Annotated in this window: 1 protein-coding gene (cut by a window edge); it reads left to right on the top strand. The window is 71.1% G+C overall.

Annotated elements, in window-relative coordinates:
• Positions 1 to 23,208 carry the 3' portion of a non-ribosomal peptide synthetase gene (locus tag OG734_RS00340; RefSeq protein ID WP_330285434.1) on the top strand. Its footprint begins 2,997 nt before the window's first position, so the window shows 23,208 of its 26,205 coding nt (coding positions 2,998-26,205); its start codon lies beyond the left edge, outside the window; the stop codon is at positions 23,206 to 23,208.

Below are 23,208 nucleotides of genomic sequence, written 5' to 3'. Positions count from 1 at the left end.
GTGTCGCTGGTGGAGTGGCTGCGACAGCACGGGCTGGCGGTCTCGGTGCGGGCGCTGTTCGTGTCCGCGACCCCGGCAGCGTTGGCGGCCGCGTCCGCACAGGAGCGGGTGGAGGTGCCGCCGAACCTGATCCCGGTGGGCGCGAGCGAGATCACGCCGGAGATGCTGCCCCTGGTCGAACTGACCCAGGAGGAGATCGCCCGGGTGGCGGCGGCGGTACCGGGCGGTGCCGCCAACATCGCGGACATCTACCCGCTGGCCCCCCTCCAGGAAGGTCTCCTCTTCCACCACCTGATGACGGACCGGGACGGCACGGACGTCTACATCACGCCCGCGGTGATCGAGTTCGACTCGCGCGACCGTCTCGACGACTTCTTCGCCGCGCTGAAGTGGATGGTGGACCGGCACGACATCTACCGCACCGCCGTCATCTCCGAGGGGCTTCGGGAGCCGGTGCAGGTCGTGGTACGCCACGCCGAACTGACGGTCGAGGAAACGATCCTCGACGCCGACGGGCCGGATCCGGTCCAGCAGATGCTGGCCGCGGCCGGCGGCCGGATGGACCTGGACCAGGTGCCGCTGATGTCCGCGCACATCGCCGCCGACCCGGGCGGCGACCGGTGGCTGGCCCTGCTCCGGATACACCACCTGCTCCAGGACCACACCACCCAGGACGTGCTGTTCGACGATCTGCGGGCGTTCCTGTCCGGGCGGGCCGACGAGTTGCCGGCGCCGGTGCCGTTCCGCGAATTCGTCGCCCAGGCACGGCTCGGGACCCCGCGGGAGGAACACGAGCGGTTCTTCGCCGAGTTGCTCGGGGACGTCACCGAGACGACCGCTCCGTACGGCCTGGTCGATGTGCACGGTGACGGCACGGGATCGGAAGAGGCCCGGCTGAGGGTCGACGACGCCCTGGCCGGTCGCATCCGTGAGGTGGCGCGCTCACTCGGAGCGAGCCCGGCGACACTGTTCCACCTGGCGTGGGCGCGTGTGCTGGGCGCTGTCTCGGGCCGCGACGACGTGGTGTTCGGCACGGTCCTGTTCGGGCGCATGAACGCCGGCGAGGGCGCGGACCGGGTGCCGGGCCTGTTCATCAACACGCTCCCCGTGCGCGTACGACTCGACCAGCAGGACGTGGAGGAGGCGCTGACCGGCATGCGGCGTGCGCTCGCCGACCTGCTCGTGCACGAGCACGCGCCGCTGACGCTCGCCCAGGCGGCAAGCGGCCTGCCTGGCGGCAGCCCGCTGTTCACCTCGATCCTGAACTACCGGCACGCCTCCGGGCCGCGGGAAGCGCGCTCCGAGCTGAATGGGATGCAGGTGCTGTCCGCCCGCGACCTCACCAACTACCCGCTCGCTGTGGCGGTCGACGCCGACGAATCCGGCTTCACCATCACCGTGGACGCGGTGGCACCCGCCGATCCGGCACAGGTGGGCGCGCTGCTGACCACGTGCCTGGACTCCCTCACGTCTGCCCTGGCGGAGGAACCGGCCACCCCACTTCTCACGGTGGACGTGCTGGATGGGACCGAACTGTCCGCACTGGTGGACGGGTGGAACGACACCGCGGCGCCCGTGCCGGACGTATCGTTGTCCGAGGCCTTCGCGGCCCGGGTGGCGGCCGCTCCGGACGCGGTCGCGCTGGTGTGCGGCGAAGCGGAGGTCACCTACCGCGAACTGGACGCCCGTTCGAACCGGTTGGCCCGGACGCTGGTGGCGTCCGGAGTGAGACGGGAGTCGGCCGTCGCGGTGGCGATGGAACGGTCCGTCGATCTCGTCGTGGCGTTGCTGGCCGTGTCCAAAGCCGGTGGAGTGTTCGTGCCGCTGGACGCAGGATGGCCCACGGCCCGCACGCGCGCGGTGGTCGAGGACGCGGACGCCTCCCTGGTGCTGGTGCACGAGGCGACGGCCGGACTGGAGGTCGGGGTCGCGCTGGTGCCGGTCGACGCCGAGGCGGAGACCGCGGTGGACCTGCCGGGGCCGGTTCCGCCGGGCGGGGCCGCGTACGTGATGTACACATCGGGCTCGACGGGGCTGCCGAAGGGCGTGGTGGCCACGCACCGGGACGTGGTGCGGCTGGCCATGGACCGCTGCTGGGGCTCGACGCCACGGGTGCTGTTCCACGCCCCGCACGCGTTCGACGCCTCCTCGTACGAGCTGTGGGTGCCGCTGCTGTCGGGGGGCACCGTGGTGATCGCACCCCGGGAACGCATTGACGCGTCGCTGATGCGGCGACTGGCCGCCGAGCACGAGCTGACGCACGTCCATGTCACCGCGGGCCTGCTGCGGGTGCTGGCCGAGGACGACCCGGGCTGCTTCACTGGCGTGCGTGAAGTGCTGACGGGCGGGGACGTGGTGCCCGCTGAAGCGGTACGCCGGATCCTGGAGGCCAACCCGCGGGTGGTCGTGCGGCACATGTACGGGCCGACCGAGGTGACGTTGTGCGCCACCCAGTACGAGGTCGCCGACGCCGCCGAGGTCGACGCGGTGCTGCCGATCGGGCGGCCGCTGGACAACACGCGCGTCTACGTCCTGGACAACGGGCTCAACGTGGTGCCGGTGGGCGTGGCCGGAGAATTGTACGTGGCCGGGGCCGGCCTCGCGCGCGGCTATGTCAACCGCGCGCAGACGACGGCGGAGCGTTTCGTGGCGTGTCCGTTCGGACCGGGCGAACGGATGTACCGCACCGGGGACCTCGCCAGATGGACCCCGGACGGGCGGCTGGTCTTCGCCGGGCGCGCCGACGACCAGGTGAAGATCCGCGGTTTCCGGGTGGAGCCGGGCGAGGTCGAGGCGGTGCTCTCCGAGCACCCGGCCGTGGCTCAGGCGACCGTTGTCGTGCGGGAGGACACCCCCGGGAACAAGCGGCTGATCGGCTATCTCGTGCCCGTGGAAGCGGGCAGTCCGGTCGCGGCAGCGGCGCGTGCGTACGCGGCCGAACGCCTGCCCGAGTACATGGTGCCGGCGGCGTTCGTGGAGCTGGACGCCTTCCCGCTGACGGTCAACGGGAAGGTCGACCGGGCCGCGCTGCCCGTCCCCCGGTACCTGCCGGGCGCCGGACGGCTGCCGGTCGACGCCCGCGAGGAGTTGCTGTGCCAGGCCTTCGCCGAGATCCTGGGGCTGCCCACGGTCGGCGTGGACGACGACTTCTTCACGCTCGGCGGACATTCACTGCTGGTCACCCGCCTGGTGAGTCGGGTGCGCGCGCTCCTGGACGTGGAGCTGTCGATCCGGACCGTGTTCGAGGCGCCGACGCCCGGCCGTCTGGCTGCCCGGCTCGCCGAAGCCGCCGGGCCGGGACGGAAGGCTTTGGCCGCGCGCGAGCGGCCGGAGCGGCCGCCCCTGTCCTTCGCCCAGCAGCGCCTCTGGTTCCTGGGGCAGTTGGAGGGCCCGAGTCCGACGTACAACCTTCCGCTGGCACTGCGCCTGACCGGGCCGCTGGACCGGGAGGCGTTCGTGGCCGCCCTGCGCGACACGGTCGAACGCCACGAGGTGCTGCACACCGTGTTCGCGGTGGCCGAGAACGGCGAGCCCTACCAGCGGGTCCTCCCGGTGGCGGAGACGGCGTTCACGCCCGAGGTCGTGGAGGTGTCGTCCGACGATCTGACCGAGGCGATCGCGGAAGCGGCGACGTACGCCTTCGATCTGGCCGTGGAGAACCCGGTGCGCGCGACGCTGTTCGCGGTGGCACCTGACGAGCACGTGCTGGTCCTGGTGGTGCACCACATCGCGGGCGACGCCTGGTCGATGGAGCCCCTGGCGCGCGACGTGTCGGCGGCGTACGCGGCCCGCCGCGAGGGCGAGGCCCCGGTGTGGGCGCCGCTGCCCGTGCAGTACGCCGACTACGCGATGTGGCAACGAGAGCTGCTGGGCGACGAGGGCGACCCGGACAGCCTGATCGCGCGGCAGATGGGCCATTGGCGGGACGCGCTCGCAGGAGCCCCGGAGGAGCTTGAGCTGCCGTTCGACCGGCCGCGTCCCGCCGAGTTCTCCTATCGCGGTCATCTCGCCGAGGTCGAGCTTCCGGCCGAACTGCACCGGCGGCTGCGGGAGACGGCACGGGCCGAGGGCGTGACGGTCTTCATGGTGCTCCAGGCCGCGCTGGCGGTGACACTGTCGCGACTGGGCGCCGGCACCGACCTCCCGATCGGCACCGCCGTGGCCGGACGCACCGACCAGGCCTTGGACGACCTGGCCGGATTCTTCGTCAACACCCTGGTCCTGCGCACCGACCTGTCCGGCAACCCGACGTTCGCCGGGGTGCTGGAGCGGGTGCGCGACGACCTGCTGACCGCCCTGGCACACCAGGACGTGCCGTTCGAGCGGCTGGTGGAGGACCTGGCCCCGGCGCGGTCGCTGACGCGGCATCCGCTGTTCCAGGTGATGCTGACCCTGCAGAACACCGCTCGGGCCGGTGGCGGCACGTCCGCCGAGCTGCCCGGCCTGGAGACCTCGGTGCTGCCGACGGGTGCGGTGCCCGCCAAGTTCGACCTCGACGTGGCCTTCGCGGAGACCTTCGACGCGGAGGGCGCCCCGACCGGGATGCACGGCACGCTCGTCGCGGCTGCCGACCTGTTCGACCAGGACACCGCCGACCGGATCGGGACCTGGTTCACCCGGGTGCTCGACACGCTCACCCGCCGCCCCGACCTGCGTCTCAGCGCCGTCGACGTGCTGGACGAGGCCGAACTGTCCGTCCTCGTCGAGGAATGGAACGACCCGGAGCTGCCGACACCGGAGGCGACGCTGCCGGAGCTGTTCGAGGCGCAGGTGGCGAGGACACCGCAGGCGGTCGCCGTCTCGATGGGTGACGTGGCCTTGTCGTATGCGGAGTTGGAAGCCCGTGCTGATCGGCTGGCGCGTGGTCTGGCCGGGCGGGGAGTGGGCCCGGAGTCGGTCGTCGGTGTGTTCATGGCGCGGTCGGTCGATGTGGTGGTGGCGATGGTGGCGGTGGGGAAGGCGGGTGGTGCGTATCTGCCGCTGGACCCGGACTATCCGGCCGAGCGGGTCGCGTTCGTGCTGGCGGACGCGGGTGCGAGGTGTGTCGTCACGACGGCGGAGTACGCGTCGAGCCTGCCGGAGGGCGTGACGGCCGTCGTGGTCGACGGCGCGGAGATCGAGTCGACGACCGGCTTGGACCGGCTTGCTCCGTTGCTGCCGTCCCACCCGGCGTATGTGATCTACACGTCGGGCTCCACCGGACGGCCCAAGGGTGTGCTGGTGCCGCACCGGAACGTGGTGGCGTTGTTCGCCGCTGCCCGGAAGGTCTTCGACTTCGGCGCCGACGACGTGTGGAGCGGCTTCCACTCGTTCGCCTTCGACGTCTCGGTCTGGGAGTTGTGGGGTGCGTTGCTGCATGGCGGGCGGGTGGTGGTGGTGCCGTTCGAGGTGTCGCGGTCGCCGGGGGAGTTCGCGGAGCTGTTGGAGCGCGAGCGGGTGACGGTGCTGAGTCAGACGCCTTCGGCGTTCTACCAGCTGATGGAGGCTCAGTCGCACCGTGCCGGTGCGCTGCACGACCTGCGGGTGGTGGTGTTCGGCGGTGAGGCGCTGGAGCCGGCGCGGCTGGCCGGCTGGTGGGAGCGGTTGGGCGGGGCCGGGCCCCGGCTGGTGAACATGTACGGCATCACCGAGACCACGGTGCATGTCACGCACCACGATCTCGGGCCGGACGAGAGCACGGACGGCAGTGTGATCGGGCGGGGTCTGCCGGGGCTGTCGGTGTATGTGCTGGATGAGTGGCTGCGGCCGGTCCCGGTGGGCGTGACCGGTGAGTTGTATGTGGCCGGGGCGCAGGTCGCGCGGGGCTACATGGGCCGCCCGGGGCTGACCGGTGAGCGGTTCGTCGGGTGTCCGTTCGGTGTGGCGGGGGGCCGGATGTACCGGTCGGGTGACCGGGCCCGGTGGGCTGCGGACGGTCGGCTGGTGTTCGCGGGGCGTGCGGATGAGCAGGTGAAGATCCGTGGGTTCCGGATCGAGCCGGGTGAGGTGTCGGCCGTGCTGGCGGCGCACCCGGACGTGGTCCAGGCCGCGGTGATCGCGCGCGACGACGCCCTGGGCGGAACGCGGTTGATCGGCTACGTCGTGCCCGCCGACGGCTGCGACGGTGTCCTGGACGCGGTGCGCGGGTTCGCGGTGGAGCGGTTGCCGTCGTACATGGTGCCCTCGGCGTTCGTGGAGCTCGAGACCCTGCCCTTGACGGTCAACGGCAAGCTGGACCGCAGGGCGCTGCCGGAGCCGGACCACGCCGGCGCGGGTGCCGGACGCGCCCCGGTCACGGCTCAGGAAGAGCTGCTGTGCCAGGCGTTCGCCGAGGTGCTGGGGCTGCCGGTGGTCGGGGTCGACGACGACTTCTTCGCCCTCGGCGGGCACTCCCTGCTCGCGGTGTCCCTGGTGGAGTGGCTGCGACAGCGCGGTATGTCCGTCTCGGTGCGGGCCCTGTTCATGACCTCGACCCCGGCAGGGCTGGCCGCCGTGGCGGTTCCGGAGTCGGTGGTGGTGCCGCTCGGCCTCATCCCCGAGGGGGCCACCGAGATCACGCCGGAGATGCTGCCGCTGGTCGAGCTGACCGAGGCCGAGATCGCCCGGGTCGTGGGGCAGGTGCCGGGCGGCGCGGCCAACGTGCAGGACGTGTACCCGTTGGCCCCGCTGCAGGAAGGCATCTTCTTCCACCATCTCGTGGCCGACCGGGACGGCACGGACGTCTATGTGACACCGACCGTCCTCGACTTCGACTCCCGTGAAAGGCTCGACGAGTTCCTCGCGGCGATGCAGTGGGTGATGGACCGGCACGACATCTACCGCACCGCGATCGTGTGGGAAGGGCTGCCGGAACCGGTCCAGGTCGTGTGGCGCCACGCCGAACTGCCGGTCGAGGAGATGGAGCTCGACCCCGACGGTCCGAACGCGGTCGAGCAGCTTCGTGCGGCGGCGGGCGGCCGGATCGAGCTGGACAGCGCGCCATTGCTGCGGGCGCACATCGCCGCCGGCCCCGACGGCGGCTGGCTGATGCTGCTGCGCATCCACCATCTGGTCCAGGACCACACCTCCGTGGAGGTGCTGCTCGAAGACCTACGGGCGTTCCTGGCCGGGGAGGCCGACCGGCTGGCGCCTCCGGTGCCGTTCCGTCACTTCGTCGCGCAGGCACGGCTCGGGACCTCGCGGGAGGAGCACGAGCGGTACTTCACCGGGCTGCTCGGCGACGTCACCGAGACCACCGCTCCCTATGGCCTGACGGACGTGCACGGTGACGGCGAGGAGGCCGCACATGCCCGCCTGCGCGTGGACGACGCCCTGACCGAGCGGATGCGCGGGGTGGCGCGGTCGCTCGGGGTCAGCCCGGCAGCCCTGTTCCATCTGGCGTGGGCGCGCGTCCTCGGCGTGGTGTCTGAGAGCGACGACGTGGTGTTCGGCACGCTCCTGTTCGGGCGCATGAACGCAGGCGCGGGCGCCGACCGGGCGCCGGGCCTGTTCCTCAACACCTTGCCGGTGCGCGTACGTATGGCCCGGAAGAGCGTGGCCGAGGCCCTGACCGAACTGCGCCACCAACTCGCCGACCTCATGGTCCACGAGCACGCGCCGCTGTCGCTGGCCCAGGCCGCCGCCGGCCTGCCCGGTGGCAGCCCGCTGTTCACCTCGCTCTTCAACTACCGGCACAACCGGGACGAACCGGAGTCCGGTGAGGGCATCGAAGGCATCCGGACGATCTTCACCCGAGAGCACACGAACTACCCGCTGCACATGTCCATCGACAATGACGGCCCCAGCTTCGTCATCACCGTGAACGCGATGGCGCCCGCCGACCCCGACCAGGTCTGCGCACTCATGCACACCTGCCTCACCAACCTGGTCACCGCCCTGACGGAAGCTCCGGACACCCCGCTCGCCCGAGTGGACGTCCTGGACGCGCAGGCCGGGAACCGGGTACGGGTCGAGTGGAACGACACGGCCGTGGACGTTCCCGACGTGACCGTTCCGGTCGCGTTCGCCGCACAGGCGGCACGTGCCCCGCAGGCCACGGCGCTGATCTCCGGCGACGTCGAGATCGGTTACGCCGAGCTGGACGCCCGCTCGGACAGGCTGGCGCGGGCGTTGGTCGCGGCGGGCGTGGACGCGGAGTCGACCGTCGCGGTCGTGATGGAGCGGTCGGTCGATCTGGTGGTGACGCTGCTGGCCGTCCTGAAGGCCGGCGGCGTGTACGTGCCGCTGGACGCGGGATGGCCGGTCGCACGGATGCGGACTGTCGTGAAGGACTCGGGCGCGCGATGCGTGGTGGTCCACGAGCCGACGGCCGGACACGCATTCCTGCGTGACCTCGACCTCCCGACGTTTTCGGTGGAGGCAGAGGCAGAGGCGGAGGCAGAGGAAGGAGCACTGCCCCGGCCGTCCTCGCCCCAGCAGGCGGCCTACATCATGTACACGTCCGGTTCGACGGGTGTGCCGAAGGGTGTGGTGGTGACGCACCGGGATGTCGTGGCGCTGGCCACGGATCGCTGTTGGGGTGCTCCGTCGCGGGTGTTGTTCCACGCGCCGCATGCCTTTGATGCCTCGTCGTATGAGTTGTGGGTCCCGCTGCTGTCCGGCGCGACGGTTGTCGTCGCGCCGGACGAGCGGGTGGATGCGGTGGTGATGCGCCGTCTGGTCGCCGATCACGAGCTGTCGCATGTGCATGTGACGGCCGGATTGCTGCGGGTGCTGGCGGATCAGGATCCGGGTTGTTTTGCGGGTGTGGGTGAGGTGTTGACGGGTGGGGATGTGGTGCCGGCGGAGTCGGTGCGTCGGGTGCTGGAGGCCAGTCCTGGTGTGATGGTGCGGCAGTTGTACGGGCCGACCGAGGTGACCTTGTGTGCCACTCAGTACGGGGTCGGGGATGCCGGTCGGGTGGACGGGGTGCTGCCGATCGGGCGGCCGTTGGACAACATGCGGGCGTATGTCCTGGATGGCGGGCTCAGTCCGGTGCCGGTGGGTGTGGCCGGGGAGCTGTATGTCGCCGGGGTTGGTGTCGCGCGGGGTTATCTCGGCCGGCCGGGGCTGACCGGTGAGCGGTTCGTGGCCTGCCCGTTCGGTGTGGCCGGTGAACGGATGTACCGCACGGGTGACTTGGTGCGCTGGGATGCGGAAGGCCGGTTGGTGTTCGTCGGGCGTGCCGACGGGCAGGTGAAGATCCGTGGGTTCCGGGTGGAGCCGGGGGAGGTGGAGGCCGTCCTGGGTGCCCATCCGGCGGTGGCCCAGGCGGTTGTCGTGGTGCGGGAGGACGTGCCCGGGGACAAGCGCCTGGTCGCCTATCTGGTGCCCGCCGAACGGGGCGAGGTCCTCGGCGTCACCGTCCGCGCATACGCCACCGAGCGGCTGCCGCAGTACATGCTGCCGTCGGCCCTGGTCGAGCTGGATGCCCTGCCGTTGATGGCGAACGGGAAGGTGGACCGTGCCGCGCTGCCCGCTCCCGACTACGCGAGGGGTGCTGGGCGGGCGCCGGCCGACGCCCGCGAGGAACTGCTGTGTCAGGCGTTCGCCGACGTGCTCGGGTTGCCCGAGTTCGGAGTGGACGACGACTTCTTCGCCCTGGGCGGGCACTCGCTGCTGGCCACCGTCCTCGTCGGCAGGATCCGGGCTACGTTCCATGTGGAGATGACGATCGTCGCGTTGTTCGACATGCCGACTCCGGCGAGTCTCGCGCGCTGGCTCGTCCAGGCCCGGCCCGGACGGATCGAACTGGCCGCGTACGAACGGCCGGAGCGGGTGCCGCTGTCGTTCGCGCAGCGGCGGCTGTGGTTCCTCGGGCAGTTGGAGGGTCCCAGCGCCACGTACAACATTCCGCTCGCGACGCGGATCACCGGCCTGTTGGACCGAGTCGCGCTGGACGCCGCGCTGCGCGACGTGATCGACCGTCACGAGGTCCTGCGCACGGTCTTCTCCATGGAGGGCGGTGAGCCGTACCAGCGGAGCCTCCCCCTCGACGCCAGCGGATTCGAGGTGCCGGTCATCGAGATGGCCTCCGGTGACGTGGCGGACGCGGTGGCCCGGGCGGCGGAGCACGCGTTCGACCTCGGCGCGGAGATCCCCGTACGGGCGGCGTTGTTCACGGCGGCACCGGAGGAACACCTTCTGGTCCTGGTGGTGCACCACATCGCGGCGGACGCCTGGTCGATGGTGCCTCTGGCACGCGACATCGCGGCGGCGTACGCGGCGCGGTGCGACGACGAGGAACCGGCCTGGACGCCGTTGCCCGTGCAGTACGCCGACTACGCCCTGTGGCAGCGGGAACTTCTCGGTGACGAGGACGACCCCGACAGCGTGATCTCCCAGCAGGTCGCCTTCTGGCGGGACACCCTCGACGGCGCGCCGGAGGAACTGGACCTGCCGACCGACCGGCCGCGCCCGGCGACGGCGTCCTACCAGGGACACCAGACTCCCGTCGAGATACCCGCCGCCCTGCACGAACGCCTGCGAGAGGTGGCGCGGGAGCACGGCGTGACCTTGTTCATGACCGTGCAGACCGCGCTGGCCGTGGCCCTGTCCCGGCTGGGCGCCGGTACGGACATCCCGATCGGCACTGCGGTCGCCGGGCGCACCGACCAGGCCCTGGAGGACCTGATCGGCTTCTTCGTCAACACCCTCGTCATACGGACCGATCTGTCCGACGACCCCACGGTCGCCGGCGTCCTCCGCCGGGTGCGCGACACCTCGCTCGCGGCATTCACCCACCAGGACGTGCCCTTCGAGAAGCTGGTCGAGGAACTGGCCCCGGCGCGGTCGCTGGCCCGGCATCCCCTGTTCCAGGTCATGCTCACCCTCCAGAACGCGGGCGGGGCGGGCGGCAGCCCGTCCGCAGCGCTGCCGGGCCTGCGGACCGCCTCGTTGGCCACCGACGGTGTGGCGGCCAAGTTCGACCTCGACATCACCATGGGCGAGAGCTTCGACGCGGCGGGCGCCCCCACGGGGATACAGGGCATGCTCGTCGCCGCCGCCGACCTGTTCGACGAGACGACGGCCGAACGGATCGCGGGCTGCCTGGTGCGGGTCCTGAGGCTGATCGCCGAGAACACCGATGTGCGGCTGAGCGCGGTGGACGTGCTCGACGCGGGCGAGCGGCGACGGGTCGTCGAGGAGTGGAACGACACCGACGCCCCGGTACCGGCGCTGCGCGTACCCGACGCGTTCGAGGCGCAGGTGGCGAGGACGCCGGACTCCGTCGCGGTGCTGAGCGGTGACACCCGGCTGACCTACGCCGAGCTGAACGCGCGGGTCAACCAGCTGGCCCGGCTGCTCGTCCGGCACGGCGTCGGTCCGGAGCGGACCGTCGCGGTGTGCATGCGACGTTCGGCCGACCTGCTCGTCGCTCTGCTGGCGGTACTGAAGGCCGGCGGCGCGTATCTGCCGATCGACCCCGACCACCCGGCCGAGCGCATCGGGCACATACTCGACGACACCCGCCCCGGGCTGCTCCTCACCAGCCGAGAGACCGACGCGGAGCTGTCCGGGCCGGGGCGGATCGTCGTGGACGATCCTGGTACGGCGGCGGAGCTTCGGGCGCTGGACGCCGGAGATCTGACGGCCTCCGAGCGCCTTGGCGCGCTCCTCCCCGGGCACGCGGCCTACGTGATTCACACGTCGGGTTCCACCGGCCGGCCCAAGGGGGTCGTCGTCCCGCACAGCGCGATGGCGAACTTCGTCACGGCGATGAGGGCGCGCTTCCCGATGGACGCCGCCGACCGCCTGCTGGCCGTGACGACCGTGTCCTTCGACATCCATGTCCTGGAGCTGTACGTCCCGCTGCTCGCGGGCGCCGGGGTCGTGGTCGCCCAGGACGCGGCCGTCCGGGATCCGGCGGAGGTGGCCGCGCTCATCGACCGGTTCGGCGTGACCGTGATGCAGGCGACCCCGGCGCTGTGGCAGGCGTTGCTGACCGAGCACGCCGAGGCCGCGCGCGGGCTGCGCCTGCTGGTGGGCGGCGAGGCGCTGCCGGGTGCCCTGGCCGCCCGTATGGCCGCCCTCGGCAGCACCGTCACCAACCTGTACGGCCCGACCGAGGTGACGGTCTGGGCGACCGCTGCCGGCATCGAGACAGACGCCGCGGCTTCCCAGGTGCCGATCGGGCGGCCGATCTCCAACACACGGGCGTACGTGCTCGACGGCGCGCTGCGGCCGGTGGCGCCGGGTACCCAGGGTGAGCTGTATCTGGCCGGTGTCCAGGTGGCGCGTGGGTATCTGCGGCGTCCGGGACTGTCGGCGGAACGCTTCGTGGCCTGCCCGTTCGGCTCGGGCGAGCGGATGTACCGCACCGGTGACGTGGTCCGATGGCGCGGCGATGGCCAACTGGAGTTCCTGAGCCGTGCGGACGACCAGGTCAAGATCCGCGGGTTCCGGATCGAGCTCGGTGAGGTCGAGGCCGCGCTGGCCGGCCACCCGACGGTCGAACGGGCTGCCGCGGTCGTGCGCGAGCAGACTCCGGGAGACAAGCGCCTCATCGCTTATGTGGTGGCCGACGTCCTGGATGCGGACCAACTGGCCGAAGCGGTGCGGGCCCACGCGGCCGAGCGGCTGCCGTCGTACATGGTGCCCTCGGCTGTGGTGGTGCTGGACGCGCTGCCGCTGACCGCGAACGGGAAACTCGACCGCAAGGTGCTGCCAGCACCGGACTTCGCGGCGGCCGCCGGCTCGGGCCGTGCTCCGACGGGGCCGCGCGAGGAACTGCTGTGCATGGCCTTCGCACAGGTGCTGGGCCTCGAACGCGTCGGAGTGGACGACGACTTCTTCGCCCTGGGCGGACACTCGCTGCTGGCCGTCTCCCTCGTCGAGTATCTGCGTGAGCGCGGGGTGTCGGTGTCCGTGCGGGCGCTGTTCCAGAACGCCACACCCGCCGGGCTGGCCGCCGCAGCCGGTCCGGAACACGTGACGGTGCCGCCGAACCTCATCCCGCCGGGCGCGACCGCGATCACGCCGGACATGCTGACCCTGACCGACCTGACCGAGGCGGAGATCGCCCGGGTGGTCGACACGGTGCCCGGTGGTGCGGCCAATGTCGCGGACATCTACCCGCTGGCCCCGCTCCAGGAGGGAATGTTCTTCCACCACTTGATGGCCGGCGGTGACAACGGCGACGTGTACGTGCTGCCGACCGTGCTCGGCTTCGACTCGCGTGACGTCCTCGACGGGTTCCTGGCGGCGCTGCAGCGGATCGTCGACCGTCACGACACCTACCGGACGGCGATCGTCTGGGAAGGACTGCGCGAGCCGGTGCAGGTCGTGTGGCGTACCGCCGAGCTGCCGGTGGACGAGGTCGTGCTCGACGCCGACGCGGATCCCGCCGAGCAACTGCTGGTCGAAGCGGGGGCATGGCAGGCACTGGACCGGGCACCGCTGATGCGGGTCAGGGTCGCCGCAGAGCCGGGCACCGACCGCTGGGTGGCACTCCTGCTCATCCACCACCTGGTGCAGGACCACACCGCCCTGGACGTGCTCCTGGACGAGGTACGCGCGATCCTGACCGGCCATGCTGACGAACTGCCCGACCCCGTACCGTTCCGCGGGTACGTGGCGCAGGCGCGGCTGGGGATCACGCGCGAGGAGCACGAGGCCTACTTCTCCGGCCTGCTCGGCGACCTGACCGAGCCGACCGCCCCGTACGGGCTGATGGACGTGCTCGGTGACGGCGGCCCGGAGGCGCGTGCCCAGCACTGGGTCGACGACGCGCTGGCCGAACGGGTTCGCACGCTGGCGCGGTCGAGGGGAGTCAGCCCGGCGACCGTCTTCCACCTGGCGTGGGCCCGGGTGCTCGGCGCGCTGTCGGGACGCGACGACGTGGCCTTCGGCACGATCGTCTTCGGCCGGATGAACTCGGGGACGGGCTCCGCCCGCGTGCCGGGCCTGTTCATGAACACGCTGCCCGTGCGCGTCCGTCTCGACGGCACCGGGTCCGACGCCGCACTGTCGGACATGCGGACCCAACTCGCCGAGCTGATGGTCCACGAGCACGCACCGCTCACGCTGGCACAGTCGGTCAGCGGCGTGCCGGGCGGCACCCCGCTGTTCACGTCGCTGTTCAACTACCGGTTCACCACGGCGCCGGAGGCCGAACGCCCCGTCGAGCCGACCGACCGCGTGGGCGGCATCGGCCTGCTCGGGTACCGGGAACAGAGCAACTACCCGGTGACCATGTCCGTGGACGACGCCGGAGAGCGGTTCCTGCTGACCGCCGACGCGCACGCCCCGGCCGACCCCGACCAGGTCTGCCGGCTGCTGCACACCTGCCTGGACAACCTGGTCTCCGTTCTCGAGGACGCGCCGGACACCGGGCTCGCGGCGGTGGAGGTGCTGGACTCGCAGGAGCACCACCAGGTCCTCCACGGCTGGAACGGCCCCGTCACGGATGTACCGCAGGTGTCGCTGCCGGACTTGTTTGCGGCGCAGGTGGTGCGGTTGCCGGAGGCGGTGGCGTTGTCCGGTGGTGGTGTGGAGCTGTCGTATGCGGAGGTGGATGCGTGGGCGAATTGTCTGGCGCGGAAGCTGGTCGTGTCGGGGGTGGGTCCGGAGTCGGTGGTGGCTTTGGTGTTGGAGCGGTCGCCGGAGTTGGTGGTGGCGGTTCTGGCGGTGTTGAAGGCGGGTGGTGCCTTTGTGGCGGTTGATCCGGGGCAGCCTGCGGAGCGGATTCGTTTCGTGTTGGAGGATGCGGCTCCGGTGCTGGTGGTGGACAGTCCGGAGTTCCTTGCGGAGGTCGACGGTTATGACGAGGGTCCGGTGTCGGACGTGGACCGGCTTGCTCCGTTGCTGCCGTCGCATCCGGCGTATGTGATCTTCACGTCTGGGTCGACGGGGCGGCCGAAGGGCGTGATGGTCTCGCATGAGGCGTGTGTGAGTTATGTGGCGAGTCATGACCGGTATGGGGTGGGGCCGGGGAGTCGGGTGGCGCAGTTCGCGTCGGTGGGTTTTGACGCGTTCTGTGAGGAGTGGTTGCTGGCGTTGCTGCGGGGGGCGGCGTTGGTGACGGTGCCGGGGGAGTCGCGGCTGGGTGATGAGTTGGTGCGTTTCCTGCTGGATGAGGGGGTGACGCATGCGACGTTGCCGCCGGGGGTGGCGGTGTTGATGGATGAGGGTGTGCTGGATCCGGGGTTCGTGCTGGATGTGGGTGGTGAGGTGTGTCCGCCTGGTCTGGTGGAGCGTTGGGTGGCGGGTGGTCGCACGTTGTTCAACAGTTACGGGCCGAGTGAGGCGACGGTGAATGTGACTGTGTGGCGTGCGGGGGGCCGGTCTTTGGGGTCGGGGGTGCCGGTGGGGCGTCCGGTGGCGAACATGCGGGTGTTCGTGCTGGATGACCGGCTGTGTCCGGTGCCGGTGGGTGTGGCGGGTGAGTTGTATGTGGCCGGGGTGCAGGTGGGGCGTGGTTATCTGCGTCGGCCGGTGTTGACGGGTGAGCGGTTTGTGGCGTGTCCGTTTGTGTCGGGTGAGCGGATGTATCGGACCGGGGATCGGGTGCGGTGGGACGCTGACGGTGAGTTGGTGTTCGTGGGGCGTGCGGATGATCAGGTGAAGATCCGTGGGTTCCGTATCGAGCCGGGTGAGGTGGAGGCTGTTCTGGCGGGGCACCCGGCCGTGGCCCAGGTGGCGGTGGTCGTGCGGGAGGACACGCCCGGAGACAAACGACTCACCGGCTATGTGATCGCCGCGAGCGGCGTGGACGCCGGCGACGTGCCCCAGACAGTGCGCGCATACGCCGCCGAGCAACTGCCCGGCTACATGGTGCCCTCGGCGATCGTGGAGCTGGACGGCTTCCCGCTCACGACGAACGGCAAGCTCGACCGCACGGCGCTCCCCGCCCCCGACTACACGATCGGCGCGGGCAGGACGGCGGCCGACGCGCGCGAGGAACTGCTGTGCGGAGCCTTCGCCCAGGTGCTCGGCCTGCCGGCCGTCGGCGTGGACGACGACTTCTTCGCCCTCGGCGGGCACTCGCTGCTGGCGACGCGGCTGGTGAGCCGGGTGCGCGCGGTGCTGGACGCGGAGCTGCCGATCCGCGCACTGTTCGAGACACCGACCCCGGCAGCCCTCGCGCGCAGGCTCGTCCGGACCGGGCCGGGACGTGCCGCGCTGGAGGCGCGGGAGCGGCCGGAGCGGGCACCGTTGTCGTTCGCACAGCGGCGGTTGTGGTTCCTCGGCCAGTTGGACGGACCGAACGCCACGTACAACATCCCCCTGACCCTGCGGCTGACCGGAGAGCTGGACCGGGAGGCGCTGGCCGCGGCGTTCCGCGACGTGATCGGGCGGCACGAGGTGCTGCGGACGGTGTTCTCCATGGCGGACGGGGAGCCGTACCAGCGGGTGTTGCTGGTCGACGACTGCGGGTTCGAACTGCGGGTCGTGGACGTCGCCGCGGACGGACTCGAAGAGGCGGTGGCCGGAGCGGCCGGGTACGCGTTCGACCTCTCCACCGAGATCCCGCTGCGGGCGTGGTTGTTCGCGACGGCTCCTCAGGAGCATGTGCTGGTCCTGGTGGTCCACCACATCGCCGGTGACGCGTGGTCCATGGAGCCGCTGGCCCGCGACATGGCGGAGGCCTACGCCGCCCACCGCGAGGACCACGAGCCGGGCTGGGCACCGCTGCCGGTGCAGTACGTCGACTACGCGCTCTGGCAGCGAGAACTGCTCGGCGAGGAGGACGACCCCGGCAGTGTTCTGTCGCGTCAGGTGGAGTACTGGCGGGACGCCCTCGCCGGGGCACCGGAAGAACTGGAGCTGCCCACGGACCGGCCGCGTCCCGCCGAGGTGTCCACCCGCGGGTACGAGGTGCCCGTGCTGGTGCCCGCCGAGGTCCACCAGCGGCTGTCGGAGGTGGTGCGCACCGAGGGCGTCACGGTCTTCATGGTGCTCCAGGCCGCGCTCGCGACGCTGCTGCACCGCTTCGGCGCGGGCAGCGACGTCCCCATCGGTGCGTCGGTCGCGGGGCGGACGGATGAGGGCCTCAACGAACTGGTCGGCTTCTTCGTCAACACGCTCGTGATCCGCACCGACCTGTCCGGTGACCCGACCTTCCGTGAACTGCTCGCGCGGGTGCGGGCGGTGAGCCTGTCGGCGTACGAGAACCAGGACGTGCCGTTCGAGAGGCTGGTCGAGGAGCTGGCCCCGACCCGCTCACTGGCCCGCCACCCCCTCTTCCAGGTCATGCTCACCCTCCAGAACACGGGCGGGCCCGGTGGCGACCCCGCCGCGGAGCTGCCGGGGCTGCGCACCGACTCGCTGCCCATGGGAAGTGCGGCGGCGAAGTTCGACCTCGATCTGTCCGTCGGCGAGATGCTCGACGCCGCCGGTGCTCCGGCGGGTATGCAGGGCGTGCTCATCGCCGCCGCCGACCTGTTCGACCGGGAGACGGCCGAGCGGATCGCGGGCTGCCTGGTACGCATCCTGGAAGCCGTCGCCGCAGACACCGACGTGCGTCTGAGCGCGGTGGACGTGCTCGACGCGGACGAACGGCGACGGGTCGTCGAGGAGTGGAACGACACCGATACCCCGCTGCCGACCCTGTCCGTCCCCGCGATGTTCGAGGCGCAGGTGCTCAGGACGCCCGACGCGGTGGCGGTGCTGTGCGGCGAAGCACGGCTGACCTACGCCGAGCTGAACGCGCGAGCGAACCGGCTGGCCCGGCTGCTCGTGCGGCGCGGTATCGGTCCGGAGTCGCGTGTCGCGGTGTGCATGGAACGCTCGGCCGACCTGCTCGTGGCCCTGCTGGCCGTGCTGAAGGCCGGCGGTGCGTATCTCCCGATCGACCCGGGTCATCCGGCCGAGCGCATCGCCTTCATGCTCGACGAGGCCCGGCCCGGGCTGCTGCTCACCCACCGTGGGGTCGAGGCCGGGGCGTCCGGGCCGGAGCGGATCGTCCTGGACGATCCCCGTACGGTCGCGAAGCTGGTCGGCATGGACGACGCCGCAGTCACCGACGGCGAACGTGTCACGCCACTGCTCCCCGACCACCCGGCCTATGTGATCTACACATCGGGGTCCACCGGCAGGCCCAAGGGAGTCGTCGTTCCGCACGGCGCCATGGCGAACCTCGTCGCGGGGATCGGCCGACGGTTCCCGATGGACACCGAGGACCGTCTGCTGGCCGTGACGACGGTGACCTTCGACATCCACGTCTTCGAGCTGTACGTTCCGCTGCTCGCGGGCGCCGGGGTCGTGGTCGCCCAGGACGGGGAGGTGCGGGATCCCGAGACGGTCGCCGAACTCGTCGCACGGTTCGGGGTGACCGTGATGCAGGGGACCCCGTCGCTGTGGCACGCACTGCTGACAGCGCACGAGGAGGCCGCGCGGGGCCTGCGACTGCTCGTCGCGGGCGAGGCGCTGTCCCGATCCCTGGCCGACCGTATGACGGCGGTCGGAACCACGGCGACCAACCTGTACGGTCCGACCGAGGTGACGGTCTACGCGACCGCCGCCGAGGTCGCGCGGGGCACGAGTGCCCCCCAGGTGCCGATCGGCCGCCCGGTCGACAACACGCGGGCCCATGTGCTCGACGGCACGCTCCAGCTGGTGCCACCGGGCGTGGCCGGCGAGCTGTATCTGGCCGGAGCCCAGCTCGCTCGGGGCTACTTGGAGCGCCGGGGGCTGTCGGCGGAGCGTTTCGTGGCCTGCCCGTTCGGATCAGCCGGAGAGCGCATGTACCGCACCGGCGATGTGGTGCGGTGGCGGACGGACGGTGAGCTGGAGTTCCTGGGCCGCGCGGACGACCAGGTGAAGATCCGGGGATTTCGGATCGAGCTGGGCGAGGTGGAGGCCGTGTTGAGCGCTCACCCCGCGGTCGGTCGGGCCGCCGCCGTGGTGCGCGAGGACGTACCGGGCGACAAGCGGCTCGTCGCGTACGTCGTGGCCGGCGACCCGGACGACGGCGATGTGGCGGAAGCGGCGCATGCCCACGCGGCCGAGAGGTTGCCGTCGTACATGGTGCCCTCGGTCGTGGTGGCGGTGGACGCGTTGCCGTTGACCGCGAACGGGAAGCTCGACCGCAGCGCACTGCCGGCCCCGGTCCACACCGCCGGTGGCGGGCGTGCCGCGGCCACCATCGAGGAAGAGCTGCTGTGCCAGGCGTTCGCCGAGGTGCTGGGCCTCCCGGCGGTCGGCGTGGACGACGACTTCTTCGCCCTGGGCGGCCACTCGCTGCTGGCGGTGTCGCTGGTGGAGTGGCTGCGACAGCGTGGGGTGTCGGTGTCGGTGCGCGCGCTGTTCATGACGCCGACACCGGCCGGACTGGCGGCGGCAGCGGGACCGGAGACGGTGGTGGTACCGCCGAACCTGATCCCGGACGGTGCCACCGTCATCACGCCGGAGATGCTGCCGCTGGTCGACCTGGGTGAGGCCGAGGTCGCGCGGCTGGTGGCGCGGGTGCCGGGCGGCGCGGCCAACGTGCAGGACGTGTACCCGTTGGCCCCGCTGCAGGAAGGCATCTTCTTCCACCATCTGATGCTCGACCGGGACGGCACGGACGTGTACGTGACGCCCACGGTGATCGAGTTCGACTCGCGGCAACGCCTGGACGACTTCCTCGAAGCGATGCAGTGGGTGGTGGACCGGCACGGCGTCTACCGCACGGCGTTCGTGTCCGACGGTCTTCCGGAGCCCGTCCAGGTGGTGCTGCGCCATGCCGACCTGCCGGTCGACGAGGTCGTCCTCGACCCCGAAGGCCAGGCCGCGGGTGAGCAGTTGGCGGCCGCCGTCCGAGGCTGGATGGACCTGGATCGGGCACCGTTGATGACGACACACATCGCCGCCGACCCGCACAGCGACCGGTGGCTGTGCCTGCTCCGCGTCCACCACCTGCTGCAGGACCACACCGGCCTTCAGGTGATGCTCGACGAACTGCGGGCGTACCTGGCCGGAAGGACCGGACACCTGCCGCAGCCCCTGCCGTTCCGTGACTTCGTGGCGCAGGCACGGCTAGGGGTGTCGAGGGAGGAGCACCAGCGCTACTTCACCGACCTCCTCGACGACGTGACCGAGCCGACCACCCCGTACGGGCTGGTCGAGGTGCATGGCGACGGCAAGGCGGTGGCGAAAGCCACCCTCCGGGTCGACGGCGACCTGACCGGACGGCTCAAGGGGGTTGCCCGATCGCTGGGGGTCAGCCCGGCAACGGTCTTCCACCTGGCGTGGGCACGCCTGCTCGCCGCCCTGTCGAGCCGTGACGACGTGGTGTTCGGGACCATCGTGTTCGGCCGGATGAACTCGGGGGCGGGCTCCGACCGTGTGCCGGGCCTGTTCATCAACACGCTGCCGGTACGGGTGCGCATGGCCGGCCTGGCGGTCGGGGAGGCGCTGACCGGTCTGCGGCACCAGCTCGCCGACCTGATGGTCCATGAGCACGCTCCCCTCGCCTTGGCCCAGGCGGCCAGTGGGCTGCCCGGTGGTCCCCTGTTCACCTCGCTCTTCAACTACCGGCACAACCAGGAGGTGCCGCAGGAGACTTCCGATGTCATGGCAGGCATGGAACTGCTGTCCGACCGCGACGTCACCGACTACCCGCTCGCCGTGGCCGTCGATGTCGGCGGTGACGGCTTCACCATCGCCGTGGACGCGGTGGCTCCCGCCGATCCCGCCCACGTCTGCGCTCTGCTGCACACCTGCCTGGACCACTTGGTCACGGCCCTCGGAGAGGCCCCCGACACACCGCTCCTGGCAGTGGACGTGCTGGACGAGTCCGAACGGTCCCAGCTGGTCGAGGGGCACAACGACACCTCGGTCGCGGTGGCGGACGTCTCGCTGCCGGAAGCGTTCGCGGAGCGCGCGGCGGCCGATCCGGACGCCGTGGCGCTGGCGTCCGGCGACACGGAGGTGAGTTACGGCCAACTGGAGGTGCGGGCCGATGAGTTGGCGCGGGTGCTGGTCGCGTCGGGCGTGGGGCAGGAGTCGGTCGTCGCCGTGGTCATGGAGCGGTCGGTGGACCTGGTGGTGGCGTTGTTGGCGGTGTTGAAGGCCGGTGGTGTGTATCTGCCGCTGGATGTGGGTTGGCCGGTGGCGCGGATGCGTGGGGTGGTCGAGGACGCCGGTGTGCGGTGGGTTGTCACGCATGGGGATGCGGCTGGGCATGAGTTCGTCCGGACGACGGACCTGGGTGTGGTGTGGGTCGATGGGGTTGCGCAGGCGGCGGAGGCGGCGCTGCCCACTGTGGAGCCTGATGCGGCCGCGTATGTGATGTACACGTCCGGTTCGACGGGTGTGCCGAAGGGTGTGGTGGTGACGCACCGGGATGTCGTGGCGCTGGCCACGGATCGCTGTTGGGGTGCTCCGTCGCGGGTGTTGTTCCACGCGCCGCATGCCTTTGATGCCTCGTCGTATGAGTTGTGGGTCCCGCTGCTGTCCGGCGCGACGGTTGTCGTCGCGCCGGACGAGCGGGTGGATGCGGTGGTGATGCGCCGTCTGGTCGCCGATCACGAGCTGTCGCATGTGCATGTGACGGCCGGATTGCTGCGGGTGCTGGCGGATCAGGATCCGGGTTGTTTTGCGGGTGTGGGTGAGGTGTTGACGGGTGGGGATGTGGTGCCGGCGGAGTCGGTGCGTCGGGTGCTGGAGGCCAGTCCTGGTGTGATGGTGCGGCAGTTGTACGGGCCGACCGAGGTGACCTTGTGTGCCACTCAGTACGGGGTCGGGGATGCCGGTCGGGTGGACGGGGTGCTGCCGATCGGGCGGCCGTTGGACAACATGCGGGCGTATGTCCTGGATGGCGGGCTCAGTCCGGTGCCGGTGGGTGTGGCCGGGGAGCTGTATGTCGCCGGGGTTGGTGTCGCGCGGGGTTATCTCGGCCGGCCGGGGCTGACCGGTGAGCGGTTCGTGGCCTGCCCGTTCGGTGTGGCCGGTGAACGGATGTACCGCACGGGTGACTTGGTGCGCTGGGATGCGGAAGGCCGGTTGGTGTTCGTCGGGCGTGCCGACGGGCAGGTGAAGATCCGTGGGTTCCGGGTGGAGCCGGGGGAGGTGGAGGCCGTCCTGGGTGCCCATCCGGCGGTGGCCCAGGCGGCTGTCGTGGTGCGGGAGGACGTGCCCGGGGACAAGCGCCTGGTCGCCTATCTGGTGCCGCACGAGGTGGGTGCGGCTCTCGAGGGTGTGGTCCGGGAGTATGCCCTCGGGCGGCTGCCGCAGTACATGCTGCCGTCGGCGTTGGTGGAGCTGGACGCTCTGCCACTGACGGTCAACGGCAAGCTCGACCGCAGAGCTCTACCCGATCCCGACCTCGCGCACGGGGTCGGCGGCGCGGTGGCCCACGGGCCGCTGGCGGCACTGGAACAGGCCATGTGCGAGGTGTTCGCGGAAGTGCTCGGGCTGCCCGAGGTCGGGCCGGACGACGACTTCTTCGCACTCGGCGGGCACTCACTGCTGGCGGTCAGGCTGGTGCACCGGCTGGAGGCCCGGGGCGTCACCACCTCCGTCCTGGACGTGATGGCCGCCCCGACGGTGACCGCCCTGCGCAACACGCTCAGCCTGTCGTCGATGGGGGACTCGCTCGGTGTGCTGCTGACGATCCGCGACGGCGGTGATCGGCCGCCCCTGTTCTGCGTTCATCCAGCAGGCGGACTGAGCTGGTGCTACACGCCCTTCGCCCAGCACACGCCGGAGGACCTGCCCGTCTATGGTCTCCAGGCCCGCGGCGTCGACGGCAAGGCTCCGTTCGCGGCCTCGCTGGCGGAGATGGCGGCCGACTACATCGAGCAGATGCGCGAGGTGCAGCCGACCGGTCCGTACCACATCGTCGGCTACTCCTTCGGTGCGGCTCCCGCGCATGAGATCGCCGTCCAGCTGTGGGAACAAGGCGAGGAGGTGGCAGCCCTGGTCATCATGGACTCGTTCCCGCTCGACGACGAGCGCGCGACCACCGGTGCCGAGGACGGCGCGACCGCCGACGGGGACCTGTCGTGGGAGGACGCGATCCGGGCCGAGTTCGGCCATCTGCTCGGCGGGTTCTCCGACGAGGAGATCGCGGTCGTCGCGCGGACGTTCGAGAACAACACCCGGATCAGGGGTGCGCACGCCACCGGCCGGTTCGAGGGCGACGCCCTGATCCTCACCTCGGCGGACAACGCGCCGGAGGACGGACCCCTTACCGCGAAGTGGGCGCCTTATGTCTCCGGCGAGATGACGGAGGTGTCCATCCCGTGCGGGCACGTGGACATGGTCCGCCCCGACATGATGGGCCTGGTGTGGCAGGCGATCTCGGCCTGGCTGGAGTCCCGATGA

This window comes from Streptomyces sp. NBC_00576 (assembly GCF_036345175.1).
GTDB lineage: Bacteria > Actinomycetota > Actinomycetes > Streptomycetales > Streptomycetaceae > Streptomyces.
Note: the sequence above shows the minus strand (reverse complement) of the source record. Positions and strands in the feature narration are given on the sequence as shown.